Below are 25,470 nucleotides of genomic sequence, written 5' to 3'. Positions count from 1 at the left end.
CAATACGAAGACCCGGATCGTCAGGCGGAGATGCCGTCGATCCGGGCCAGAGCGTCGTCGGCGCCGTACGGCTGCAAGTACGGCAGCCAGCGCGGGTCCCTATGCCCGGTGCCGATGATGCGCCAGGCGAGTCCGGAAGGTGGAGCGGGTTTGTGGCGCAGCCGCCAGCCGATCTCGACGAGGTGCCGGTCGGCCTTGGTGTGGTTGCAGCGACGGCAGGACGCCACGACGTTGTCCCACACGTGCTTGCCCCCGCGACTGCGCGGGATGACGTGGTCGACGCTGGTTGCGACGCCACCGCAGTACATGCACCGGCCCCCGTCCCGGGCGAAGAGCGCCCGACGGGTCAGAGGAACGGGCCCCCGATAGGGAACCCGGACGAATCGCTTGAGCCGGACCACGCTGGGTGCGGGGACTGTGACGGTCGCGCTGTGCAGGAAGGCGCCGGATTCCTCGAGGGAGATCGCCTTGTTCTCCAGGACGAGGACGAGCGCGCGGCGGAGCGGTACGACGCCGAGCGGCTCGTACGACGCGTTGAGGACCAGGACATGCGGCACGGATGCCTCCTTGGGCGTCGGCGGCGCGTGGCTCGCGCCGGGACGATCTGTGGTCAGTCTCCCCTCTTGCCTGGTGGACGCGCCACCATGTCCCGGTAACGGGCTGGGAGTGTTTTCGACCACACCCTGTTGTCTCCCCAGGATCATGGCCTGTTCAAGCGCGGGTGAGGACCGTCTCTCCTTCACGGAACACGCCGGACCACACACAATGCCCCGTTAGTGTGGTGGTTCTGCCCGTCCGGTGACCTTTCCGTGACCTCGCAGCGCGTGTCGCCCTTGACCGCCGCGCCGAATGGAGCAGTGCAGCACCTGGAGGTACTTGCCGTGTCCTTGCCCGCCGCCCTGCCGGCCGCCGACGTGTCACCGTCGCCGACTCCCTCGCAGTCGCCGACCGCGGTGACCGTGCCGTCCCTCCAGGACGCCCAGGAGAGCGCGACGAACGCGGCCAGCTGGGTCGAGCAGAACTGGTCGACCTGGCTGGCGATCGGTCTGCGCGTCCTGCTGATCCTGGTGATCGCGGTGGTGCTGAGAGTGGTGGTGCAGCGGGCGATCACCAAGCTGATCGACCGGATGAACCGCACCGTCTCCTCGGTCGACGGCACGGCGCTGGGCGGGCTGCTGGTCAACAACGAGCGGCGGCGTCAGCGCTCGCAGGCGATCGGCTCGGTGCTGCGTTCGGTGGCGAGTTTCGTGATCCTCGGCACGGCCGCCCTGATGGTGTTGGGCACCTTCGAGATCAATCTGGCCCCGCTGCTGGCCTCCGCCGGTGTCGCGGGCGTGGCGATCGGTTTCGGCGCACGCAACCTGGTCACGGACTTCCTCTCCGGTGTGTTCATGATCCTGGAGGACCAGTACGGCGTCGGTGACCAGATCGACGCGGGCGTGGCGACCGGCGAGGTCATCGAGGTGGGACTGCGCGTGACGAAGCTGCGCGGCGCCAACGGTGAGATCTGGTACGTCCGCAACGGCGAGGTCAAGCGGATCGGCAACCTCTCGCAGGGCTGGGCGACGGCCGGCGTCGACGTGACCGTCAAGGCGTCCGAGGACCTCGACCTGGTCAAGGCCACCCTGGACGAGGTCGCCGAGAAGATGAGCAAGGAAGAGCCCTGGAACGAGCTCCTGTGGAGCCCGATCGAGGTGCTCGGCCTGGACAGCGTCCTGCTCGACTCGATGGTCGTCCGCGTCTCCGCGAAGACGATGCCCGGCAAGGCCCTGGCCGTCGAGCGGGAGCTGCGCTGGCGCGTCAAGCGTGCCTTCGACGCGGCCGACATCCGCATCGTGGGCGGCGCGACGGCCCCCGCCACGGAGGACCCGGCCGACCCGACGGCCGCGGTCGCGGCCCCGTCGGTGTTCTCCAACGCGGACTCGCCCCAGTCGGCGGCGGCGACCCCGATCGCGCAGCCCCGGCCGGTGACCCCGGCGAAGTAGCCCGCACATCGGAAGGCCGCACCCGGAGAGATCCGGGTGCGGCCTTCCGGCGTCCAGCGGGCCCTGCCGACCTGCCGACGGCCTCTCCGACGACCTTTGCGCCCCAGAAGTAACGACTCTGTTGCCTCGGGGGCGTTTCCCCTTTCCCTCCTTGACGTCCCCTTCGTGACGGGTCTACGTTCCTGCCAGCCGATAGGAAACTTTCCTAACAGTGACCGGATGTGGACTTGCGTCCGGCGTACTTGAGAAGCTGGGCAGTTCAGAAAGGCAGGTGTCGCCCCCATGGCAGGAATCGCCGGTACGCCGGGCACCCCGCGCGTCCTGCGCGCCATGAACGACCGCGCCGCCCTCGACCTCCTGCTGGCGCATGGCCCCCTGTCCCGCACCCGCATCGGCAAGCTCACCGGCCTGTCGAAGCCCACCGCCTCACAGCTGCTGGCCCGACTGGAGGCGGCGGGACTGGTGCTCGCGACCGGCACCACCGAGGGGCGCCCCGGCCCCAACGCCCAGCTGTACGAGGTCAATCCGGCCGCCGCGTACGCCGCGGGGCTCGATGTCACCCCCGAACGCGTCCTGGCCGCCGTCGCCGACGCCACCGGCCGCACCGTGGGCACGTTCGAGGTGCCCACGCCCGGCCGGAAGACCGCCGACGCCGTCGTGCGGCAGGTCACCGACGCCCTCGACGGCGCGGTGAAGGCCGCGGGCCTCACCCGGGACGAGGTGCGACGGCTGGTCGTCGCCACCCCCGGCGCCTTCGACCCCACCACCGGTCGGCTGCGCTACGCCTCCCACCTGCCCGGCTGGCACTCCCCCGCGCTGCTCGACGATCTCGCCGCGGCCCTGCCGATGCCGGTCGAGTACGAGAACGACGTCAATCTCGCCGCCGTCGCCGAGCAGCGCCTGGGCGCGGCACGCGGCCACGAGGACTTCGTCCTGCTGTGGAACGAGGGCGGTCTCGGCGCCGCTCTGGTCCTCGGCGGCCGGCTGCACCGCGGCTGGACCGGCGGCGCCGGCGAGGTCGGGTTCCTGCCGGTTCCGGGCGCACCCCTGGTCCGGCAGGTCACCAAGGCCAACAGCGGTGGCTTCCAGGAGCTGGCGGGCTCCCAGGCCGTCCCCCGGCTGGCCCGGGAGCTCGGCATCACCGACCTCCCGTCCGGACCGTACGCCGAGGCCGCCGCCGCACTCGTCGGGCGGGCCGCCGCCGAGGACACCGCCCCGCACCGGCAGCTGCTCCAGACGTACGCGACCCGGCTCGCGACCGGTCTCGCCTCACTGGTCTCCGTACTCGACCCCGAACTCGTCGTCCTCAGCGGCGCCTCCCTGACCGCCGGCGGCGAGGTGCTGCGCGCCCTCGTCCAGGACGAGCTGGAGGAACTGGCCGCGTCCCGGCCGAAGCTGGTCATGGGCGACGTCACCGAACGGCCCGTGCTGCGCGGCGCGCTGGAGAGCGCGCTGGCGGCCACCCGCGACGAGGTCTTCGACACCTCGCGCTAGCCGCACCACCACCCCCTCCCCCGGACCCGCACCTCACCCCGCTCCACCCCGCTCCACCTCACCTCACCGCATTCCACTCACCCTGCCCTGTCCCTGGAAGGCTCCGCCATGCCCACACGCATACCCGCAGTCGTCCGAAAGGCGGCTTTTGCCCTCACCGCCTCCACGGCACTCCTGCTCAGCACCACCGCCTGTACCGGCCAGTCCGCGACCGGCTCCGACGACGACGCGTCGAAGGAGACGACCCTCACCTTCTGGCACGCCTGGAGCGCGCCGAACGAGGTGAAGGCCGTGAAGTCGCTGATCGCGGGCTTCGAGAAGGCGCACCCCAACATCCATGTGAACGTCGTCGGCAACATGACCGACGACAAGATCAACCAGGCGCTGCGCGCGGGCGGCACCAAGGCACCGGACGTCATCTCGTCGTTCACCACCAACAACGTCGGCAAGTTCTGCTCGTCGGGCGCCCTCGTCGACCTCAACCCCTTCTTCGAGAAGGCGGACATCGACCCGTCCACGACCTTCCCGAAGGCCATGAACGAGTACACCCGGTTCGACGGCAACCGCTGCGCCGTCCCGCTGCTGGGCGACGCGTACGGCCTCTACTACAACAAGACGGCGTTCGCGAAGGCGGGCATCACCGCTCCCCCCAAGACCTGGTCCGAGTTCGAGGCCGACGCCAAGAAGCTGACGATCGCCCAGGGGAACACGTTCAAACAGCTCGGCTTCATGCCGAACTACCACGGCTGGGAGACGACCACCGAGCACTACCTCGGCCAGTTCTCCCCGACGTACTTCGACACGGCCGGCAAGTCGACCATCGCCACGGACCCGGCCGTCGCCTCCGCCTTCACCGTCCAGAAGAAGCTCGTCGACGACCTCGGCGGCTTCAAGAAGCTGGAGACCTTCCGCTCCACGCTCGGCGACGAGTGGGGCCCCAAGCACCCCTTCCAGACCGGTCAGGTCGCCATGCAGCTCGACGGCGAGTGGCGGCTGGGCATGGCCCTGGAGGCCAAGCCGGACTTCGAGATCGGGGTCGCCCCACTGCCCGTCCCGGACGACCAGGCGGCCCAGTACGGCAAGGGCTACATCACCGGCACCATCGCCGGTATCGCCGCCACCAGCAAGAAGCAGAACGCGGCCTGGGAGCTGGTGAAGTACATGACCACCGACACGGACGCGGTCGTCGCCTTCTCCAACGCCATCCACAACGTGCCGTCCACCCTGGCGGCCCTGAAGTCCCCGGACCTGAAGTACGACGCGCGTTTCAAGACGTTCCTGGACATCGCCGCGAACCCGAACTCGACCACCTCCCCGGCGTCGATCAACGGCGGCGTCTACCTCACCACCGTGCAGCAGCTCGGCTACGACTACGAGAGCGGCAAGGTCACCGACCTGAAGGCCGGCCTGAAGAAGGCGGCGGCGCAGATCGACACGGACATCGCGCAGGCGAAGTAGCGATGACCACCCACACGTTGAGGGCGAAGCACCGGCGCTCGGCGCTGCGCACCCTCGCCTTCCTCTCTCCCTGGCTGATCGGTTTCGCGGTCTTCTTCGCGTACCCGATGATCTCGACGGTCTACTTCTCGTTCATGCACTACGACGGCTTCAAGCCGCCGACGTGGAGCGGCACGAAGAACTGGACGTACGTCTTCGAGCACTATCCGTTCTTCTGGCCGGCCCTGCGCAACACGCTCTGGCTCGTCGTGATCATGGTGACCCTGCGCGTCCTGTTCGGACTCGGGATCGGCATGCTCATCACGAAGATCAAGACCGGTACGGGTGTCTTCCGCACCCTCTTCTACCTGCCCTACCTGGCCCCACCGGTGGCGGCCACCATGGCCTTCGCCTTCCTCCTCAACCCCGGCACCGGCCCGGTCAACTCGATCCTGGAGAAGATCGGCATCCCGGCGCCGGGCTGGTTCAACGACCCGAGCTGGTCCAAGCCGGCCCTCACCCTGATGTTCCTGTGGGGGGTCGGCGACCTGATGGTCATCTTCATGGCCGCGCTGCTCGACGTACCGAAGGAGCAGTACGAGGCCGCGGAACTGGACGGCGCCTCGGCCTGGCAGCGGTTCCGGTTCGTCACCCTCCCCAACATCTCGCCGATCATCATGTTCGCGGTCGTCACCGGCGTGATCGCGGCGATGCAGTGCTACACACAGCCCCTGGTCGCCGGAAAGGTCGCCTCGGGTGTGATCCAGGGCGCGGGCACCATGTTCGAGCCCGGTTATCCGGAGCACTCCACCCTCACCCTTCCCCAACTCGTCTACAACCTCGGCTTCCAGCGCTTCGACTACGGCTCGGCCTGTGTCGTGGCCCTGGTCCTGTTCGCCCTGTCGATGGCGTTCACCGCGCTGTTGATGCGGCGCCGGGGCGGTCTCATCCAGGCAGGTGACTGACCCCATGACCCAAGTACTCGACCGTCCCGCGGAGTTGCGGACGCCCTCCTCCCCCGCCGAGCGCACCGCCCGCCGCAGGGCCCTGCTGGAATGGATCGCGGTCCACTCCCTCGGCCTGGCCGCGGCCCTCTTCTTCACCCTCCCCTTCGTGTTCGTGTTCCTGACGTCCCTGATGAGCGACTCCCAGGCACTCAGCCGGGACCTGATCCCGCACACCTGGGAGTGGGCCAACTACCGGAAGGTCTTCGACACCCCGGGCTTCCTCACCTGGTGGCGGAACACGCTGGTCTACGCCGGGCTGGGCACGGTCCTCACCGTCGTCTCGTCCGTCCCCGTGGCGTACGCGCTGGCCAAGTTCCGCTTCCGGGGCCGGAATCTGGCGCTCATGCTGGTGATCTCGATGATGATGCTGCCCCCGCAGGTGGTCGTCATCCCGATGTACCTGTTCTGGGCGAAGCAGCTGGACCTGTCGGGCACCCTGTGGCCGATGATCATCCCGCTGGCGTTCGGCGACGCGTTCTCGATCTTCCTGTTGCGCCAGTTCCTGCTGACCATCCCCAACGAGTACCTGGACGCGGCGAAGGTGGACGGCTGCGGCGACCTGCGCACCCTGCTGAAGGTCGTGCTGCCGATGGCGAAGCCCGGTATCGCCGCCGTCGCCCTCTTCCAGTTCTTCGCCGCCTGGAACGACTACTTCGGCCCGCAGATCTACGCCTCCGAAAATCCGGACGCATGGACCCTCTCCTACGCCCTGGAGTCCTTCAAAGGCGCGCACCACACCGACTGGAACCTCACCATGGCGGCCACCGTGCTGGTCATGGCCCCCGTGATCCTCGTGTTCTTCTTCGCCCAGAAGGCGTTCGTCGAAGGTGTCACCCTCACCGGAGTAAAGGGTTAACAAGCCATGAAACTCACCGTGGTCGGCGGCGGCTCGACCTACACCCCCGAACTCATCGACGGCTTCGCACGCCTGCGGGACACCCTCCCCGTGGAGGAACTGGTCCTCGTCGACCCGGCGGCCGACCGCCTGGACCTCGTCGGCGGCCTGGCCCGCCGCATGCCGCAGATTCCCGGGGGACAACCCCCGGCCCCCCGGCCCTCGAACACCGCCCCCGGCACCCGGAAGCGAGGCACTCGCCAGTGAAACTCACCGTGGTCGGCGGCGGCTCGACCTACACACCCGAACTCATCGACGGCTTCGCACGCCTGCGGGACACCCTCCCCGTGGAGGAACTGGTCCTCGTCGACCCGGCGGCCGACCGCCTGGACCTCGTCGGCGGCCTGGCCCGCCGCATCTTCGCCCGGCAGGACCACCCGGGGCGCATCGTGACGACGTCCGACCTGGACGCGGCCGTCGAGGGCGCCGACGCCGTGCTGCTCCAGCTCCGCGTCGGCGGCCAGGCGGCGCGCGAGCAGGACGAGACGTGGCCGCTGGAGTGCGGCTGCGTCGGGCAGGAAACGACGGGAGCGGGCGGCCTCGCGAAGGCGCTGCGTACCGTCCCCGTGGTCCTGGACATCGCCGAACGGGTGCGCCGGACCAACCCGCACGCCTGGATCATCGACTTCACCAACCCGGTCGGCATCGTCACCCGCGCCCTGCTCCAGGCCGGCCACAAGGCGGTCGGCCTGTGCAACGTGGCGATCGGTCTCCAGCGGAAGTTCGCCGCACTGCTCGACGTCGCCCCGGCCGACGTCCACCTGGACCACGTCGGCCTCAACCACCTCACCTGGGAGACCGGGGTACGGCTGGGTGGTCCCGAGGGCCAGGACATGCTGCCGGGCCTCCTGGCCGCCCACGCCGACACGATCGCCGCCGACCTGCGCCTGCCCCGCGTAATCCTGGACCGGCTGGGCACGATCCCCTCCTACTACCTGCGCTACTACTACGCGCACGACGAGGTCGTAAGGGAGCTGCGCACGAAGCCGTCCAGGGCGGCGGAAGTGGCCGCGATGGAACGCCGGTTGCTGTCGCTGTACGCGGACCCGGCCCTGGACGAGAAACCGGAGCTGCTGGCGAAGCGCGGCGGCGCCTACTACTCGGAGGCGGCGGTGGACCTGGCGGCGGCACTGCTCACCGGCTCCGGCAGTCCGTACCAGGTGGTGAACACGCTCAACAACGGCACGCTGCCCTTCCTCCCCGACGACGCGGTGATCGAGGTCCAGGCGGCGGTGGGGCCCAAGGGTCCGTCCCCGCTCCCCGTGCCGCCCCTCGATCCGCTCTACAGCGGCCTGACGGCGAACGTGACGGCGTACGAGGACCTGGCCCTGCGGGCGGCCCTGCACGGCGGCCGCGAGAGGGTCTTCAAAGCCCTGCTGTCCCACCCCCTGGTCGCCCAGTACGAGTACGCCGAGCAGCTGACCGACCAGCTGATCGCACACAACCGGGAGCATCTCGCGTGGGCCTGACGGCAAGCGTGCTCGCCATCGACGCGGGCAACAGCAAGACGGACGTCGCGGTCGTGGCGGTCGACGGAAGGGTCCTCGCCACGGCCCGTGGCGACGGCTTCCGCCCGCCCGCCGTGGGCGTGACGGCGGCGGTGGACGCCCTGGCCGACACCGTCACGCGCGCGTACACGGCGGCCGGCGTCGACTCCGCCGTCCATGTCTCGGCCTGTCTGGCCAACGCCGACCTGCCGGTGGAGGAGGAGCAGCTGGCTGCGGCCCTGCACGCACGCGCGTGGGGCACCTCCGTGGACGTCCGCAACGACACGTTCGCCATCCTGCGGGCGGGCGTCGCCGAACCCCGGGGGGTGGCCGTCGTCTGCGGCGCCGGCATCAACTGCGTCGGCATGCGCCCCGACGGCCGCACCGCCCGCTTCCCGGCCCTCGGCCGCCTCTCGGGCGACTGGGGCGGCGGCTGGGGCCTCGCCGAGGAGGCGATATGGCACGCGGCGAGGGCGGAGGACGGCCGGGGAGGACCGACCACCCTCACCGACGCGCTCCCGTCCCACTTCGGCCTGCCGTCCATGTACGCCCTGATCGAGGCCCTCCACCTGGAGCACATCGCCCCGTCCCGCCGCCACGAACTGACCCCGGTCCTCTTCGGGGCGGCGCGGGACGGGGACGCGGTGGCGCGCACGATCGTCGACCGGCTGGCGCAGGAGGTGGTGTCCATGGCGACGGTGGCCCTGACCCGACTGGACCTTCTGGAGGAGGAGACGCCGGTACTTCTGGGGGGAGGCGTTCTCACCGCGGGCCACGGGCAACTGGACGACGGGGTACGGGAACTCCTGGCCGCGCGGGCGCCGAAGGCGGTGGCGAGCGTCGTACGGGAGCGCCCGGTGCTGGGGGCCGCGCTGCTGGGCCTGGACCGGCTGGGGGCGGACGCCGACGTGCAACGAAGGGTGCGCAGCCACTTCCACGCGGGGTGAGTGACGCATGCGCCCCCGAACACGACACGGGCCCCCACGAAGGAACCGAACACCCACCCGACGCGTATTCATGGACAGGGGTGACTGCGATCTGATCAAGATCCAGTGAAGGCCGGTGCGCATGACCGGTCCCGCCAGCGATACTGGCGGCGGTAGATGACCATGGGGGAGGTCAAACGTGGCAAACCCGGCACCAGGCAGCACCGTAGCGCCACTTGCGCCGGCCTCGGCGCCACCGCCGACGCGCCGTACGGCGTTCGCCGAGGGCGTCGACAGGGCGCGCGCGGCGGCGACCACGGAGCCGGGCCGGCTCCGCATCATCGGCGCCTTCCTCGCCCTGCTCGTCCTCGCCTTCGGCGCCGTGACGGCCTGGCAGACGACCGACCGCGCGGCCGCCGCCGACGACGTGCTGCACAAGAGCCAGCCGCTCAGCACGGCCGCGGCCGACATCTACCGTGCGCTGGCCGACGCCAACACGGCGGCCTCCAGCGGATTCCTGGCGGGGGGCCAGGAGACGGCGGAATCCCGGTCCCGCTACGAGGAGGACATCGACGAGGCCGCCTCCAAGCTCGTCACGGCGGCCAACAACGCCGACCCCGATTCGCCCTCGACGGCGTTCATCACCAAGCTGAACAAACTGCTGCCCGAGTACAAGGGCCTGGTGGAGCGCGCGCGGACGTACAACCGGCAGGGTTTCCCGGTCGGCGGCGCCTATCTGCGGTACGCGAACCAGAAGATGCAGGGGGAGATGCTCCCGGCGGCCCAGGATCTCTACACGAAGGAGAACCAGCGCCTCCAGGACGACTACGGCGACGCCACCCCCTACCCGTGGGCGGCGATCGGACTGGGCGTCCTCGCGCTGGCCAGCCTCGCCTGGGCGCAGCACCGCAACTACCGCCGTACGAACCGGGTCCTGAACCACGGCCTGGTCGCGGCGACGGCGACCACCACGATCGTGCTGCTCTGGCTGGTCGTCGGCCACAGCGTGGCCCGCGCGGGGCTCGACGACTCCTACGACCACGGCGTCCGCTCGCTGAACGTCCTGCACGACGCCCGGATCGCCTCCCTGAAGGCGCGCGGCAACGAGAACCTGACGCTGGTGGCGCGCGGCGCCGAGACGGTGAAGGTGGCCGCCGACGGCGAGGAGGTGACGCTCGACAAGTACGACCACGAGTTCACCACCGAGATCACCACCCTCGGCAAGGGCCTCACCCTCGCGGCGAAGCTCGCCGACGACCAGGCGGGCGAGAAGCCGGTCGCGTCGGCCGAGAGCAACATGGCGGAGTGGAAGAAGCGCCACACCGCGGCCCGCGCGCAGGACGACAACGGCAACTACGAGCAGGCGCTGGCCCTGGTGATCGGCGGCAAGGACGCGACCGGCGCGTGCTTCGACAACGTCGACCAGAACCTCGCGGACGCGCTGGCGCACGAGCAGACCGAGTTCCGGCAGGCGGCCGGGGACGGCCTGGGCGCGATGACCGGCCTGCCGATCGGCGCCGCCGTGCTCGCCGTGCTGGGTGCCGCGGGCGCGGTCGTCGGCATCGGCCGCAGGCTGTCGGAGTACCGGTGAACGGGCGTCTGCCGGTGAACGGGCGCGGATCGGTGAACAGGCGTCTGCCGGTGGGCAGGAGCGTGTCGGTGGACGGGCGCGAACCGGCGGAAGGAGGCGTACCGGTGGAAGGGGGCGTGACGATGCGTGTGCGACGAGTGCGGGCCGGCCTGAAGGGCTGGGGCGGGGTGGGCGCGATGGCGGCCCTGTGCGCCCTCGCGCTGTCCTTCGTCCTGCTGCTGCCGTGGACGACCCGGTCGCCCGGCGACGGAAGCACCGGCCGGGCCGGCCAGGGCGTCGCCGCGGGCACCCAGGCTGCCGACGCCGACTGCACCGACCCGGAGAAGCGGACGCCGACGCCGTCGAGCGCCGACGGTCCGACGATCGCGGCCATCAAGGCCCGGACGGGCGAGAAGCGCAAGCTGATCGTCGGCGTCGACCAGAACAGCTACCGCTGGGGCTACCGCGACCCCAACAACACGGGCGCGGAGCTGGAGGGCTTCGACATCGACCTGGTCCACCGGATCGCCCAGGACATCCTCGGCGACCCGAACGCGGTCCAGTTCAAGGCCATCCCGACCAACCAGCGCATCCCGGCCATCCAGGAGGGCCGGGTCGACATGGTCGTACGCACCATGACGATCTCCTGCACCCGCCTCGCCGATGTCGCGTTCTCCGCGCCCTACTTCAAGACGGGACAGCAGGTCCTCGCACCCAAGTCCTCGACGATCAAGGGCTACGACGACACGCTGGCGAAGAACAAGGTCTGCACGGCGACCGGTTCGACGGCCAACACCAAGCTGGTCGACGACAAGAAGGCGGGCAGGATCGCCTCCAGCGTCGTGATCGCCACCCCCGTGCCCAACCAGCTCGACTGCCTGGTGCGCTTGCAGCTCGGCGAGGTCGACGCGGTGGTCACCGACGGCGCGCTCGCGGCCAGTCAGGCCGCCCAGGACCCCACGGTCGAACTGAAGGGCGCCCCCTTCACGACCGAGTACTACGGCGTGGCCATGAAGAAGAACGCGACGGATCTGGTACGCCGGGTCAACCAGATCCTGGTGGAGTACCGCGCGAGCGGCTGGCAGGCCTCGTACGACAAGTGGCTGTCGGCGACACTGGGCAGTGACGCGACGAAGTCGAAGCCGCCCGCCCCCCAGTACCTGAGCACGAGCTGACGACCGGCGGGCGGGACGGCAGGGCAGGCGGCGGACAGAGCCGGGAAGACCGACAGCAGCGAGAGGTGATCGATGGGCGTCACGGGACCCCCCGGGCCGGTGATGGACCGGGACGAGGTCGACCGTGCGCTGGCGCGGCTCGGCGCGGAGCACGAGGCGATCGAGACCTCGCTCCTCGCCCTCCAGGACCACGCGGGCCGCAGGCTCCTCGAAGGCGCCGAACTCACCGGTGTCACCAAGGAGCGCTGGGCGTCCGCGGAGGCGTCGATCACGCTGCTGTGGACGTACTTCGACGCGTACACGGACGCGCTGCGCGGCGCCCGTGACATCCGCTCGCGCCGCCGCTGGTCCAGCCGTGAGGACCTGGCGGAGCTGACGGAACTGCTGCGCGGCGAGTCGGTCACGGTGGCCGGCTCGGCCGCCGGTACGGCCGCCACCGCCAACGCGCCCACGCTGCACGGCGCGGGCCGGCTCAGCCACAGCTTCTCCCTCACCACCCTCGTCGACCGGATGAACGAGCTGTACGCGTCCTCGCTCGACATGGTCGTGACGGCCGACGCGGTGTGGTCGGCGCTGCCCGCCCGGATAGATTTACTGGCCGCGGAGCTCCAGCGCACCCGCGCGCTCGCGCACTCCGTCGGCGTCCGCCCGGGCGAGCACCCGGCGGGCGACGACCTGGAGCGCATCACCCACACCCTGACCTCGCTGCGCGAGCAGGTGGTGTCGGACCCGCTCGCCTTCTGGGTACGCGCGCAGGGCAGTTCGGCGCCGGGCGGCGGCCGTCCGGACACCACGGTGTACGACCGTGAGGCACGCGCCCTGGAGGACGTGCGCCGGGAGATCGACGCGGTACTGACGGTCCGTCAGGATGCCGAGCAGCGGCTGGTGAAGCTGCGGGACATCCTCAGCCGGGCCGACCGGACGCTCGCCGAGGCGCGCACCGCGCGCGGCGAGGTGCTCGCGAAGATCGCCGCGACGGAGGTGCCGGTGGTCAGCGGCCCGCCGACCGTGCTCCAGGAGCAGCTCGCGACGGCCGCCGAATACCGCCGGCAGGCCCAGTGGCACCGCCTGTCGCCGCTCCTGGAAGCCCTGGAGCAGAAGGCGGAGGACGAACTGCTGCGTGCCCGTGAGTCGTTGACCGCGGTCACCCAGCCACTGGCGGTCCGCGCGGAGCTGCGCGGCCGTCTCGACGCGTACAAGGCGAAGGTCGCCCGGCACGGGCTCGCCGAGGACCCGTTCCTCATCGAGCGCTACGACGCGGCGCGCCGCATGCTGTGGAGCGCGCCCTGTGATCTGCGCGTGGCCGGACAGGCCGTCCTGCGCTACCAGCAGGCGGCCGCCGAACTGCTCACGGCACCGCGCGTGCCGGAGCAGGGCGGACCTCAGGACCGTAGGGGGGAGCAGTAGCCATGAGTCAGGCAGGGCAGGCGTGTCAGCGGCCGGGCTGCGAGGGGTCGTACGAGGATGTGGGCGGCGGCGAGCTGTACTGCGACACCTGCGGTCTGGCCCCGGTCGTCTCCGGGGGAGGTCTGATCGGCTCACCGCCGACCGGGGTGACCGGGGGCGGCAAGGGCTCGGCGGGCAGCGCCAGTTCACGGTCCAGCGGGCGCAGCGCCCGCAGTACCCGTACGTCGTCGCAGTCGTCGAAGTCGCGCCGCTCGGTGTCCGGGCGGCTGTCCCGGTCGCTCTCGGGCAAGTCGACGGGCCGTTCGGTGTCGGTGCGCAGCTCCGGCTCGACTGCCGGCTCCTCCGGGCGGGCCCGGCTCGGCGCCGGCCTGGTCACGGTGCCGCAGGTGCCGCGGCCCGACCCGCGCGGGATGGTGCAGGAAAACCCCGAGGTGCCGGAGCGCAAGCGGTTCTGCTCGCGCTCCGACTGCGGTGCCCCGGTGGGCCGTTCGCGCGGCGAGCGGGAGGGACGCACGGAGGGCTTCTGCACCAAGTGCGGCCACCCGTACTCCTTCGTGCCGAAGCTGAAGGCCGGCGACGTCGTGCACGGCCAGTACGAGGTCGTGGGCTGTCTGGCGCACGGCGGGCTCGGCTGGGTCTACCTGGCGGTCGACCGGGCGGTCTCCGACCGGTGGGTGGTGCTCAAGGGCCTCCTGGACACCGGTGACCAGGACGCGATGGCCGCGGCGATCTCGGAGCGGCGCTTCCTCGCCGAGATCGAGCACGCCAACATCGTGCGGATCTACAACTTCGTCGAACACCTCGACCAGCGCACCGGCTCGCTCGACGGCTACATCGTCATGGAGTACGTCGGCGGCAAGTCCCTCAAGGAGATCGCCAACGACCGCCGCACCCCGCAGGGCAAGCGGGATCCGCTCCCCGTGGAGCAGGCGTGCGCGTACGGCATCGAGGCGCTCGAGGCGCTCGGCCATCTGCACAGCCGCAACCTGCTGTACTGCGACTTCAAGGTCGACAACGCGATCCAGACCGAGGACCAGCTCAAGCTGATCGACATGGGCGCGGTCCGGAGAATGGACGACGACGAGTCGGCCATCTACGGCACGGTCGGCTACCAGGGCCCGGAGGTCGCGGAGGTCGGGCCGTCGGTCGCCTCCGACCTGTACACGGTGGGCCGTACGCTCGCCGTCCTGACCTTCGACTTCCAGGGCTACACGACCGTCTTCGTCGACTCGCTGCCGGACCCCGACAACATCGAGGTCTTCCGCCAGTACGAGTCGTTCTACCGGCTGCTGGTCCGCGCCACCGACCCCGACCCGGCCCGCAGGTTCGCCTCCGCGCAGGAGATGGCGGAGCAGCTGACGGGCGTGCTGCGCGAGGTCGTCTCGCTGCAGAGCGGCCGGGCGCGGCCCGCGCTGTCGACCCTGTTCGGGCCGGAGGTCAAGGTCACGGACACGGAGCTGTTCCCGAAGCCGACCGGCGAGGTGTCACGGCTGGGGGCGCGGGTCGCCGTCAAGTCGTCGCGTCCGTTCGGCGGTTCGGCCTCCGCGCCGGTCCTCACCCGCGGCCCGGGCAGCGGGACCGCGGCACCCGGCGGCACCGCTCCGGCCCTGCCGGGCGCCACTCCCCCCGTCCTGCCGGGCGCCGCTCCCGCCTTCGCCGGCGCGGCTCCCGCACTGTCCGGCGCCACCCCCGCCTTCGTCGGCGGCTCGGGGCTGCCCGGTGTCGCGTCGCCCGGAACCGGTAGCGCCGGCGCCGGAAGCACCGTCGCCCCGAGCGCTGCCGCCCCCGGCCTCGTGAAGACCGTCCCCGCGCCCGCCGCCGCACTCGCGCTGCCCGTTCCGCACGTCGACGCCACCGACCCCAACGCGGGCTTCCTGGCCGGCCTGCTGGCGTCCGCGCCCGCCGAGCTGATCACGGCTCTCGCGGCCGCGCCGGCGCCCTCGGTCGAGACCCGGCTGCGGCAGATCCGCGCCTGGCTGGAGAACGGCGACCACCAGGCCGCCCTCATGTCCCTCCAGAAACTGGAGGGCGAACGGCCCGACGACTGGCGGGTGGTCTGGTACCGGGGCGTGACCTCGCTGGTCACCGGCGACCACGAGGGCGCCGCGCTCGCCTTCGACGCGATCTACGACGCCTTCCCGGGCGAGCCCACGCCCAAGCTGGCGCTCGGCCTGTGCGCGGAGGTGCTGGGGCAACTGGACAACGCCGCCGAGTACTACCGCCTGGTGTGGTCGACCGACCCGAGCTATGTGAGCTCCGCGTTCGGCCTGGCCCGCGTACAGCTCGCGGCCGGGGACCGCCGCAGCGCCGTACGGACGCTGGAATCGGTGCCGGAGTCCTCCATCCACTACACGGCGGCCCGGGTGGCGGCCGTACGGGCCCGGCTCCGGGAGCGGACCGCCCTCGCCTCCGACGTACCCTTCCTGGAGGACCTCACCGCCGCCGCGGCCCAGGTCGAGGCGCTGGACGCGTACGGTCTGGACCCGACGCGGCGCGAGCAGTTGTCCGCGGAAGTCCTCGGCTGTGCCCTCGACTGGATACTCTCCGGTGGCCGGGGCGCGGGCTCGACCGCACCGGTGCTGCTCGGCAGCGAACTGGACGAGCGGGGGCTGCGCTTCGGCCTGGAGCGCTCGTACCGCACGCTGGCCCGGCTGGCGACCGGCGGCGAGGAAAGGATCGACCTGGTGGAACGTGCCAATCGTTACCGCCCCCGGACGTGGGTGTAGTTGATGTCCCAGATGCCCCGGCAGGCCGCCCTGCCGACGTGTCCGAGCTGCGCGGAGCCGCTCGACGCGGGTGACCGTTTCTGCGGCGCGTGCGGATACGACCTGTCCGCCGTACCGCCGCGCCCGGACGACCATCCGACCCTCACGATGAACGGCTCGGCCCAGCAGCCTCCCGCGCAGGCGGCGGCAGGGCCGACGGGCCCGACGGTCAGCGGTACGGCCGTGCCGGGTACCGGCCCGATCGGCGCGAGGGCGAACGGTGCCGGCTTCAACGGTGTCGCCGCCGCGGCACTGCCGCCGCAGTCGGGCTCGGGAGCACCGGTGCCGCCGGGTTCCGGTGCGCCGGTACCGCATGCGTCCGGAGCGTCCGGGCCGCAGGGTCCCGGTGTGCCACCGCCGTCGGGTCCCGCCGCCTCCCCCGCTTCCGGGGACTCCGGAGGCGCCGGTGTCTCCGGTGTCCGGTTCGACCGGCCCTCGGAGCCCGACGAGTACGCCCTTCAGGCGCCGGACCCCCGGGTGGCCGCAGAGGCCGCCGTGGTGGCCGAGACCGCCCAGGTGTGCGTGGCCTGCCGGGCGGGCCGGGTCGACGACGACGGGTACTGCGAGAACTGCGGGCACGCCCAGCCGCGCGAACGCGACCACATGGAGCTGGAGTCGGGGCCCTTGGCCGCCGTCAGCGACCGCGGTCTGCGCCACCACCGCAACGAGGACGCCTTCGGCCTCGGCCGCACCGCCCTGCCCGACGGCTCGCCCGCGCTCGTGGCGATCGTCTGCGACGGCGTGTCCTCCGCCACCCGCCCCGACGACGCCTCCCTCGCCGCGTCGAAGACGGCACGGGAGTCGCTGCTCGCCGCCCTGCCGCAGGGCACGCACCCGCAGCAGGCCATGCACGAGGCGATCGTCGCCGCCTCATACGCGGTCAACGCGCTGGCCGACGAGCCGGCCACGGCCCGTGAGCACGCCCCGCACCAGAACGCCCCGGCCTGCACCCTCGTGGGGTCGATCGTCACACCTGGACTGCTCGTCGTCGGCTGGGTCGGCGACAGCCGCGCCTACTGGGTCCCGGCGGACCGCAGTTCACCCCCGGCCCGGCTCACCGAGGACGACTCCTGGGCCGCCCAGATGGTCGCCGCGGGCCTGATGAGCGAGGCGGAGGCCTACGCCGACGAGCGCGCCCACGCGATCACCGGCTGGCTCGGCGCCGACGCCTACGAACTGGAGCCGCACACCGCCTCCTTCAAGCCGGACCGGCCCGGTGTGGTGGTGGTGTGCACGGACGGTCTGTGGAACTACGCGGAGGCGGCCGAGGAAATGGCCGAGGTCCTCCCGCCGGACGCCTCCGCCCGGCCGCTGCACAGCGCACGCGTCCTGGTCGGCCACGCCCTGGACGGCGGGGGCCACGACAACGTAACAGTGGCCGTCGTGCCGTTCCCCGCCCCCGCGCAGGGGGCAGGATCGGCCTGAGGCCGCAAACAGGGAAACACCGGAGAACACCGGAGAACACCGGAGAACACCGGAAAACACGGGGAAACACGGGAAGCACGGGGAAGCACGCCTATCGGACCGGTGGGGACCGGTCCGTATTCAGACATCGCCCCGCGAGCGCGGGGTTTCCGAGGGGGATTTGAGTAGGCATGGCCAATTTCTCGAAGTCGAACGTGCCGCAGTTCTCGGTGGACGTCTACCAGAACGAGTACCTGCCGGAGGGCGGCCGCGAGGTCAACGCGATCGTCACGGTGACCGCCACCGGCGGCGGCACGGTGGGCAGCGCGGCAGCCGCGCCCCATCTGTACTCGCCGAGCCAGGGCCCGTCCGCCGCCGTGGCGATCATGGTGGACTGTTCCGGCTCGATGGACTACCCGCCGACCAAGATGCGCAACGCCCGCGACGCCACCGCCGCCGCCGTCGACACCCTGCGCGACGGCGTGCACTTCTCGGTGATCGGCGGCACCCATGTCGCCAAGGAGGTCTATCCGGGCGGGGGCCGGCTCGCGGTCGCCGACGCGACCACCCGCGAGCAGGCCAAGCAGGCGCTGCGCCGGCTGAGCGCGGGCGGCGGCACGGCGATCGGCACCTGGCTGCGGCTGGCCGACCGGCTGCTGTCCACGGCGGACGTCGCCATCCGGCACGGCATTCTGCTCACCGACGGCCGCAACGAGCACGAGTCGCCGCAGGACCTCAAGACCGCCCTCGACGACTGCGCCGGCCGTTTCACCTGTGACGCCCGCGGAGTGGGCACCGACTGGGAAGTGAAAGAAGTCACAGGGATCGCCTCCGCCCTGCTCGGCACCGCCGACATCGTCGCCGACCCGGCCGGCCTCGCCGCCGACTTCACGCAGATGATGGAGACGGCGATGGGCAAGGAGGTCGCGGACGTCGCGCTGCGCCTGTGGACCCCGGTCGGCACCGCCATCAAGTTCGTCAAGCAGGTCGCGCCGACGGTCGAGGAGCTGACCCAACGCCGGACGGAGGCGGGCCCGCGCGCGGGCGACTACCCCACCGGTTCCTGGGGCGACGAGTCCCGCGACTACCACGTGTGCGTCGAGGTCCCGGCCGCGAACGTCGGCCAGGAGATGCTCGCCGCCCGGGTCTCGCTGGTGATCCCGCAATCTGGGGGCACCTCCCGCTCGAGCGGAGCCGAGAGTGGGGGAGGGACGGTCCAGAACCTCGGCGCGCAGGGTCTCGTGCGGGCCGTGTGGACCGACGACATGTCCGCTTCCACGTCGATCAACCCTCAGGTCGCGCACTACACGGGGCAGGCCGAACTGGCACAGGTCATCCAGCAGGGGCTCGACCTTCGCAAAGCGGGCGATATGGATGGAGCAACGGCCAAACTGGGCCGGGCCGTTCAGCTCGCGAGCGCCTCGGGGAACGGTGATACTGCGAAACTGCTTGCGAAGGTGGTGGACGTGGTCGATGCCACGACAGGTACTGTGCGACTGAAGGCGAAGGTCACGGACGCCGACGAGATGACGCTCGAGACCCGGTCCACAAAGACTGTTCGTGTAAAGAAGTGACCTGAACCCGCTTTTGGGACACCGAAGGAGAGAGGGGGACGCGCCGACATGCCGACCTGCCCGAACGGACACCAGTCGGGTTCCGACGACTGGTGCGAGGTCTGCGGTCACCGCATGGCCGGTGCCGTACCTCCGCCCCCTCCCCCACCGCCGCCAACCGCCGGCGGCTACGGCTTCCCGCCGCCCGGCCAGGGTCAGGGCGGCCAGCCCGGCGGACGGCACCTGTCCTCCGTGCCGGACCACGAGCCGGAGCTCTGCCCGCAGTGCCGTACGCCCCGTGAGGGCGGTGCGCCGTTCTGCGAGGAGTGCCGGTGGAACTTCCTGACCAACACGGCCACCTCCTACACCCCGGCCGCCCCACGCCCACCGGCGCCGGGCCCCGGCGCGGGTCCGGGCGGCCCGGGTCCCGGCGGTCCTGGCGGCCCCGGTGGCCCCGGTGGCCCCGGTGGCCCCGGCGGGCGTTTCCAGCCGCCGCCTCCCTCCTACGGGGGCAGTGACTCGTTCGAGTACCAGAGCTCCCGCCCGTCCCAGATGAACCGTCCCGCCGAGCCGATCCCGCCGTTCGGCGGCGAGCCCTCGGGCCCGGGCGGTCAGGGCAGGCCCGGTGGCCAGGGTGGTCCGGGCGGTCCTGCCGGTGGTCCGCCTCCGGGCGCCTTCGGACGCGACCCCTCCGGCCAGGGCGGCGACCCCTTCAGGCGCGAGCCGTCCGGCCCCGGCGGCCGTCCTCCCGGCCCGCCCGGCGATCCCTTCGGGCGTGAGCCTTCGGGTCCGCCCTCGGACCCCTACCGACGTGAGCAGAGCGGACAGGCCTCCGATCCCTTCGGGCGCGAGCCCGGCGGTCCCGGCGGCGACCCCTTCGGGCGCGAGCCGGGCGGTCCCGGCGGCCGTCCATCGGGTCCGCCCGGCCCCGGCGGCCCGTCCGCCTTCGGCGCCGACCCCTCGCGACCCGTTCCGCAGCCACCCGGGCCCACGCCCACGGCCGGTCCCGGCATACCGGGCCAGGGCGGCTTCGGTGGCGGCCAGCACGACCCCAGGAACCAGAACGACCCCAGGAACCAGGGCGGTCCCGGGAACCAGGGTGGCCCCGGGGCTCCGCAGGCCTTCCAGCCGTCCGGCCCGACGGCCCCGTCCGGCTTCCCGCCGGAGACCGGTCGTCCGCAGCAGCCCGGCGGCCGACCCTTCGGCGGCGCCGACGACGACTGGGTGATCTCCCCGCCGTCGCACACCGGCCCCGGTCAGGGCGCGCCCGGTGGCCCCGGTGGCCCCGGCCCGGCTCAGGGCGGCGGTGGCTACGGCTACCCGCAGCCCGGCACCAACCAGGCACCGCCCCCGCCCGGCCCCGCCTACCAGCAGCAGCCGGCGACCTGGTCGGTGACCATCGGCCCGGACCGCGCGTACTTCATGGCGATGATGCACCGCTCGGGCCCCGAGGCCGCGGGGCTCAACCTGCCCGCGTACTCGCCCGAGCAGCAGCGCATGCTCACCGGCAACCAGTTCACCATCGGCCGCCGTCGCCACTCCACCGGGGAGACCCCCGACCTGGACCTGTCGGTGCCGCCGGAGGACCCGGGCGTCTCGCACCAGCACGCGGTGCTGGTCCAGCAGCCGGACGGCAGCTGGGCCGTCGTCGACCAGAACTCGACGAACGGCACCACGGTCAACGGCTCGGAAGAACCGATCCAGCCGTTCGTCCCGGTGCCGCTCCAGGACGGCGACCAGGTGCACGTCGGCGCCTGGACGACGCTCACGATCCGCCGCGGCTAGGCCTCGACGAGGCCCGGCCCCGACATATCCGTCCTACCCGTCGAACCCGGCAGGGGCCACGCGTACGGCCCCTCCGGTTCGTCGAGCCACGCCCACGCGTGCTCGGCGCCGACCGTGATGCCGTACCGCTCCCGCCCCGGCATGCCCTCGCGCTCCCACAGGGCGGACGCCTCCTGCGGGTCGAGGGTGCCCCGGGTCAGGGCCAGCAGGAAGCGGAACGTGTCGCTCTCCCTGGCCCGGTGCGGCACTCCGGCGAGTGCCACCTGCTCCGGCTCCGGCCGCTCCGACCCGCGCAACGGCACGAAGTACGCCGGGGTCTCCAGGAAGTGGCCCTCGGCGTGTCCGGCGTCCCGCACGGTCAGCGCGATCAGCCCGGTGGCCAGCGGCGCCAGGATCAGGGCTCCGGGGACGCACTGGGTGAGCCAGGCGCGCGGGACCGACGCCAGCGTGCAGGTCGCGATGATCCGGTCGAAGGGAGCGCGTTCGGGTACCCCGCGCGCCCCGTCCCCGGTGACGACGGTCGGCCGGTACCCGGCGTCGTCGAGGTGCCGGCGGGCGGACTCGGTGATCTCCGGGTCCAGGTCGACGGTGGTGACGTTCCCGTCGCCGAGCCGGTACGACAGCAGCGCCGCGTTGTAGCCGGTGCCCGCGCCGATCTCCAGCACCCGGTCGCCGTCCGCGACCCGCAGCTCGGCCAGCATCAGCGCCATCAGCGAGGGCTGGCTGCTGGAGGAGAGCAGCACGCCGTCGCGCAGCCTGGTGGCCAGTGGGACGTCCTCGTACACGCCCCGCACCCAGCGCTCCCGGGCGCGCGGGTCGGGGCTCCCGCCCCAGCGCCGTTCATAGCCGCCGACACCGCCGACGTAGTAGTACGGCACGAAGAGGTGGCGCGGGACCGCCGCGAAGGCCTCCGCCCAGCGCGGATCGGCGCCGAAGGCCCCGCTCGCCTCGATCTCGCGCAGCAACACCGCCCGCGCCGATGTGGCGAGATCTGCCAGCTCCTTGTCGAGTGCGTCCGCGCTCATGACTCCACTGTGCGGCGCGCGGCCCCGGGAAGCGAGCCGCCGGGAGTGACCGCAGGGGGCGGTCCTAAGCCTCAAGTCCTCCGTCTCCCGGTCTGAGACCATGGGAGACGTGAAAGAGATTCGGCGCGGCACGCTTCAGGAGCAGACCTTCTACGAGCAGGTCGGTGGGGAGGAGACCTTCCGCCGGCTGGTCCACCGTTTCTACGAGGGAGTCGCCGAGGACCCGATCCTGCGGCCCATGTACCCGGAGGAGGACCTGGGTCCGGCCGAGGAGCGTTTCGCGCTGTTCCTCATGCAGTACTGGGGCGGTCCCACGACCTACAGCGAGCACCGCGGCCACCCGCGTCTGCGCATGCGGCACGCCCCCTTCGTCGTGGACCGGGCCGCGCACGACGCCTGGCTGAAGCACATGCGGGTCGCGGTCGACGAACTCGGTCTGTCCGAGGAGCACGAACACACCCTGTGGAACTACCTGACGTACGCGGCGGCGTCGATGGTGAACACCCCGGAGTAGACCGCGCCGGGGCGTGACGGGGGACGAACGGACAGGGCACGTGGCCGGGGACCTGGCGCCGCGGACGGCGCGCTTCAGCGGACGCTGATGTCGAGCATCCCCAGCCGTCCCGCCCGCCGTACGGCGATCGACCCGTACGGTGTGCGCAACCGCAGCCACGCGCCGAAGGAGACCAGTTTCAGCTCCTCCGAACCCGTGGAGGGCCGAAGGAATCCGAGCGACTGGGCCGCGTGCACGGCGCGCACGGGAAGTCCGGTGTCGCCGACCGTGCGGGACCAGATCTCCCGCCCGATCCGGTCGAGTTCGGCCCGCGTCCGCTGCTCGGCCGTCAACTCCTCGGTACGGGAACGGAATTCGGCGACGGCCGCACCGACCATCGCACGCAGCGCGTCCGCGGCCGGCAGCCCCGCCTCGGGCCGCCAGCCACCGCGCGGCGGCAGCACACCGGCCCACGGCGGCCCGGTGACGGCCGCGGGAACGACGGCCGTCGCGGCACTCTCGTCGACCGACTCCAGCAGCTCCCCCGCCGACACGGTCACGTCCAGCCTGACGTCGAGGCCGTTCTCGTACGGCTTGGCCAGCCGGACCGCACGGATCGCGAGCACCTCGAAGGAGGGCGGCCGACCGAAGACGGCCAGCGCGGTGCCGGCCGCCTGGAGCCGGACCGCCGCTCCACGGTCGTAGTGGAGCAGCCGGGAGAGGAAGGCCGCGACATCCGCCGCCTCCCCCTCGTCGGCGAGGTGGAGCACCGTCATGCGGCGACGGCCTCCTCGTCGTCGTCCCGGTACTCGGCGAGGAAGTCACGCTCCTCGGCGGTGAGCCGACGCGGCCGCTGTGCCTCGAAGTCGAACGGCACGATCACGGTGGAGGCGGTGACATAGATCTGGTCGCCGTCCTTCACCTCGTAGGCGATGGTGAAGGACGCCGCCCTGATCTGGGTGATCCACAGTTCGATGTCGACCGGGGAGTGCCGGTGGACGAGCTGCCGCTTGTAGTCGATCTCGTGGCGGGCCACCACGGACCCCTGCTTGAAGTCCTTCTCCGGGCGGAACAGGAAGTCGATACGGGCTTCCTCCAGATAGCGGAGGAACACCACGTTGTTGACGTGGCCGTACGCGTCCATGTCCGCCCAGCGCAGTGGGCAGCGGTAGATGTGCCGCAAGATCGATCAGCCCCGGGTCAGCTTCTTGTAGGTGGCGCGGTGCGGACGAGCCGCGTCCGCTCCCAGCCGCTCGACCTTGTTCTTCTCGTACGACTCGAAGTTGCCCTCGAACCAGAACCACTTGGACTCGCCCTCGTAGGCGAGGATGTGCGTGGCGACCCGGTCGAGGAACCACCGGTCGTGGGAGACGACCACGGCCGCACCCGGGAACTCCAGCAGCGCGTTCTCGAGGGAGGACAGCGTCTCGACGTCGAGGTCGTTCGTCGGCTCGTCGAGGAGGAGCAGGTTGCCGCCCTGCTTGAGGGTGAGCGCGAGGTTGAGGCGGTTGCGCTCACCACCGGAGAGCACACCGGCCGGCTTCTGCTGGTCGGGGCCCTTGAAGCCGAACGCGGAGACGTACGCGCGGGACGGCATCTCGACCTGCCCGACGTTGATGTAGTCGAGCTCGTCGGAGACCACGGCCCACAGCGACTTCTTCGGGTCGATGTTCTCGCGGCTCTGGTCGACGTACGAGATCTTGACGGTGTCGCCGACCTTGATGGACCCGGAGTCCGGCTCCTCGAGTCCCTGGATCATCTTGAAGAGGGTGGTCTTGCCGGCGCCGTTCGGGCCGATGATCCCGACGATGCCGTTACGCGGCAGCGTGAAGCTGAGGTCGTCGATGAGCACCTTCTCGCCGAAGGCCTTGGAGAGGTTGTTGACCTCGACGACGATGGAGCCCAGGCGCGGGCCCGGCGGGATCTGGATCTCCTCGAAGTCCAGCTTCCGCATCTTGTCCGCCTCGGCCGCCATCTCCTCGTACCGGGCGAGACGTGCCTTGGACTTGGCCTGACGCCCCTTGGCGTTGGACCGCACCCACTCGAGCTCTTCCTTCAGACGCTTCGCACGCTTGGCGTCCTTCTGCCCCTCGACCTTGAGGCGGCTCGCCTTGGTGTCGAGGTAGGTGGAGTAGTTGCCCTCGTAAGGGTGGGCGCGACCGCGGTCGAGCTCCAGGATCCACTCGGCGACGTTGTCGAGGAAGTACCGGTCGTGGGTGACGGCGACGACGGTGCCGGGGTACTTCGCGAGGTGCTGCTCCAGCCACTGCACGGACTCGGCGTCCAGGTGGTTGGTGGGCTCGTCGAGCAGCAGCAGGTCGGGGGCCTCGAGCAGCAGCTTGCACAGCGCGACACGGCGGCGCTCACCACCGGAGAGGTTGGTGACGGGCCAGTCGCCGGGCGGGCAGCCGAGGGCGTCCATGGCCTGCTCCAGCTGGGTGTCCAGGTCCCACGCGTTGGCGTGGTCCAGGTCCTCCTGGAGCTTGCCCATCTCGTCCAGCAGCGCGTCGGAGTAGTCGGTCGCCATCAGCTCGGCGACCTCGTTGAAGCGCTTGAGCTTGCCCATGACCTCGGCCGCGCCGTCCTGCACGTTCTCCAGAACGGTCTTGGACTCGTCGAGCGGCGGCTCCTGGAGCAGCATCCCGACGCTGTACCCGGGCGACAGGAACGCGTCTCCGTTGGAGGGCTGCTCGAGCCCCGCCATGATCTTCAGAACGGTGGACTTACCGGCACCGTTAGGCCCGACCACACCGATCTTCGCGCCGGGCAGGAAGCTCAGCGTTACGTCGTCAAGGATGACCTTGTCGCCGTGTGCCTTGCGCGTCTTGCGCATGGTGTAGATGTACTCAGCCAAGAGAAACCGTCCGGCAGCTTGAGATCTGGCAGTGGGCAGGTGGGCAGATACACCCCATCTTGCCTGAGGTCCAGCCCTGGGTGTTAACCCATTCGGCCGGGGGGCTGTGAGCTGGGCTTTCGTCGTACACGGCCGTGGCCGACCTGCCACTGTCGGTCGCCGCCGAGCACCCTCGGGGAACCCGGGACCGCCCAAGACGGCCCAGCCC

20 protein-coding genes and 1 pseudogene are annotated in these 25,470 nt (G+C 71.3%); 16 read left to right on the top strand and 5 right to left on the bottom strand.

Annotated elements, in window-relative coordinates; translation table 11 throughout:
* Positions 1-20: 20 nt before the first annotated feature.
* The gene (locus OHU34_RS27260) at positions 21-557 is read right to left on the bottom strand and encodes an HNH endonuclease (protein WP_020127877.1); all 537 of its coding nucleotides are present in this window, start codon (positions 555-557) and stop codon (positions 21-23) included.
* A 324-nt stretch (positions 558-881) separates the two neighbouring features.
* Between OHU34_RS27260 and OHU34_RS27255 the strand changes: the two genes are divergently transcribed.
* From OHU34_RS27255 to OHU34_RS27185, 15 genes and pseudogenes are all read left to right on the top strand, one after another.
* A complete protein-coding gene (locus OHU34_RS27255; RefSeq protein ID WP_200839688.1) occupies positions 882-1,985 on the top strand; it encodes a mechanosensitive ion channel family protein in 1,104 nt (367 codons plus the stop codon).
* Between the two features lie 282 nt (positions 1,986-2,267).
* Positions 2,268-3,479, top strand: a complete 1,212-nt coding sequence (locus OHU34_RS27250) for an ROK family transcriptional regulator (protein ID WP_020127879.1) — start codon at positions 2,268-2,270, stop codon at positions 3,477-3,479.
* Between the two features lie 108 nt (positions 3,480-3,587).
* Positions 3,588-4,937 carry an ABC transporter substrate-binding protein gene (locus OHU34_RS27245; protein WP_200839689.1) on the top strand — a complete coding sequence of 450 codons (1,350 nt, stop codon included), beginning with the start codon at positions 3,588-3,590 and terminating at the stop codon, positions 4,935-4,937.
* 2 nt (positions 4,938-4,939) lie between these two features.
* Positions 4,940-5,881 carry a carbohydrate ABC transporter permease gene (locus OHU34_RS27240; protein WP_054240031.1) on the top strand — a complete coding sequence of 314 codons (942 nt, stop codon included), beginning with the start codon at positions 4,940-4,942 and terminating at the stop codon, positions 5,879-5,881.
* Positions 5,882-5,885: 4 nt separating this feature from the next.
* The gene (locus OHU34_RS27235; protein ID WP_405768744.1) at positions 5,886-6,779 is read left to right on the top strand and encodes a carbohydrate ABC transporter permease; all 894 of its coding nucleotides are present in this window, start codon (positions 5,886-5,888) and stop codon (positions 6,777-6,779) included.
* A 6-nt stretch (positions 6,780-6,785) separates the two neighbouring features.
* Positions 6,786-6,941: pseudogene (locus OHU34_RS27230) on the top strand (6-phospho-beta-glucosidase); the annotation flags it as partial.
* An 80-nt stretch (positions 6,942-7,021) separates the two neighbouring features.
* On the top strand, positions 7,022-8,287 hold the full coding sequence (locus OHU34_RS27225; RefSeq protein ID WP_142264350.1) for a 6-phospho-beta-glucosidase: 1,266 nt from the start codon (positions 7,022-7,024) through the stop codon (positions 8,285-8,287).
* Positions 8,278-9,252: an N-acetylglucosamine kinase gene (locus OHU34_RS27220; RefSeq protein ID WP_405768742.1), complete on the top strand. Its 975-nt coding sequence runs from the start codon at positions 8,278-8,280 to the stop codon at positions 9,250-9,252. The genes OHU34_RS27225 and OHU34_RS27220 overlap by 10 nt, the downstream gene beginning before the upstream one ends.
* 178 nt (positions 9,253-9,430) lie before the next feature.
* Positions 9,431-10,822, top strand: coding sequence for a hypothetical protein (locus OHU34_RS27215; protein WP_405768740.1), 1,392 nt, complete (start codon positions 9,431-9,433; stop codon positions 10,820-10,822).
* Positions 10,823-10,944: 122 nt separating this feature from the next.
* Positions 10,945-11,976 carry a glutamate ABC transporter substrate-binding protein gene (locus OHU34_RS27210; RefSeq protein ID WP_142264353.1) on the top strand — a complete coding sequence of 344 codons (1,032 nt, stop codon included), beginning with the start codon at positions 10,945-10,947 and terminating at the stop codon, positions 11,974-11,976.
* Positions 11,977-12,048: 72 nt separating this feature from the next.
* Positions 12,049-13,383, top strand: coding sequence for a hypothetical protein (locus OHU34_RS27205; RefSeq protein ID WP_142264354.1), 1,335 nt, complete (start codon positions 12,049-12,051; stop codon positions 13,381-13,383).
* 2 nt (positions 13,384-13,385) lie between these two features.
* Positions 13,386-16,109 (top strand): serine/threonine-protein kinase, encoded by a 2,724-nt coding sequence (locus tag OHU34_RS27200; protein WP_142264355.1) that lies wholly within the window; start codon positions 13,386-13,388, stop codon positions 16,107-16,109.
* 3 nt (positions 16,110-16,112) lie between these two features.
* Entirely contained in the window at positions 16,113-17,573 is a 1,461-nt protein-coding gene (locus OHU34_RS27195; protein ID WP_142264356.1) for a PP2C family serine/threonine-protein phosphatase, read from the top strand.
* Between the two features lie 170 nt (positions 17,574-17,743).
* Positions 17,744-19,126, top strand: coding sequence for a VWA domain-containing protein (locus OHU34_RS27190; protein WP_142264357.1), 1,383 nt, complete (start codon positions 17,744-17,746; stop codon positions 19,124-19,126).
* A gap of 48 nt (positions 19,127-19,174) precedes the next feature.
* Positions 19,175-20,890 carry an FHA domain-containing protein gene (locus tag OHU34_RS27185; RefSeq protein ID WP_405768736.1) on the top strand — a complete coding sequence of 572 codons (1,716 nt, stop codon included), beginning with the start codon at positions 19,175-19,177 and terminating at the stop codon, positions 20,888-20,890.
* Here the strand turns inward: OHU34_RS27185 and OHU34_RS27180 are convergent.
* Positions 20,887-21,915, bottom strand: coding sequence for a methyltransferase domain-containing protein (locus OHU34_RS27180; protein ID WP_405768733.1), 1,029 nt, complete (start codon positions 21,913-21,915; stop codon positions 20,887-20,889). The genes OHU34_RS27185 and OHU34_RS27180 overlap by 4 nt on opposite strands.
* Positions 21,916-22,015: 100 nt before the next feature.
* On the opposite strand from OHU34_RS27180, the gene OHU34_RS27175 reads away from it, so the two are divergent.
* Positions 22,016-22,429: a globin gene (locus tag OHU34_RS27175; protein WP_020127894.1), complete on the top strand. Its 414-nt coding sequence runs from the start codon at positions 22,016-22,018 to the stop codon at positions 22,427-22,429.
* 74 nt (positions 22,430-22,503) lie between these two features.
* Here OHU34_RS27175 and OHU34_RS27170 read toward each other — a convergent pair whose 3' ends face one another.
* From OHU34_RS27170 to ettA, 3 genes are read right to left on the bottom strand one after another with little or no spacing between them, the layout of a single operon-like run.
* The gene (locus OHU34_RS27170) at positions 22,504-23,184 is read right to left on the bottom strand and encodes a hypothetical protein (protein ID WP_142264360.1); all 681 of its coding nucleotides are present in this window, start codon (positions 23,182-23,184) and stop codon (positions 22,504-22,506) included.
* Positions 23,181-23,591 carry a thioesterase family protein gene (locus tag OHU34_RS27165; protein WP_142264361.1) on the bottom strand — a complete coding sequence of 137 codons (411 nt, stop codon included), beginning with the start codon at positions 23,589-23,591 and terminating at the stop codon, positions 23,181-23,183. The genes OHU34_RS27170 and OHU34_RS27165 overlap by 4 nt, the downstream gene beginning before the upstream one ends.
* A 6-nt stretch (positions 23,592-23,597) precedes the next feature.
* On the bottom strand, positions 23,598-25,262 hold the full coding sequence (ettA, locus tag OHU34_RS27160) for an energy-dependent translational throttle protein EttA (RefSeq protein WP_142264362.1): 1,665 nt from the start codon (positions 25,260-25,262) through the stop codon (positions 23,598-23,600).
* Positions 25,263-25,470: the final 208 nt, after the last annotated feature.

Source organism: Streptomyces sp. NBC_00080 (genome assembly GCF_045041255.1).
GTDB classification, from domain to species: Bacteria; Actinomycetota; Actinomycetes; order Streptomycetales; family Streptomycetaceae; genus Streptomyces; species Streptomyces coriariae.
The sequence above is the reverse complement of the archived record's forward strand: the minus strand, read 5'-3'. Positions and strand labels throughout refer to the sequence as shown.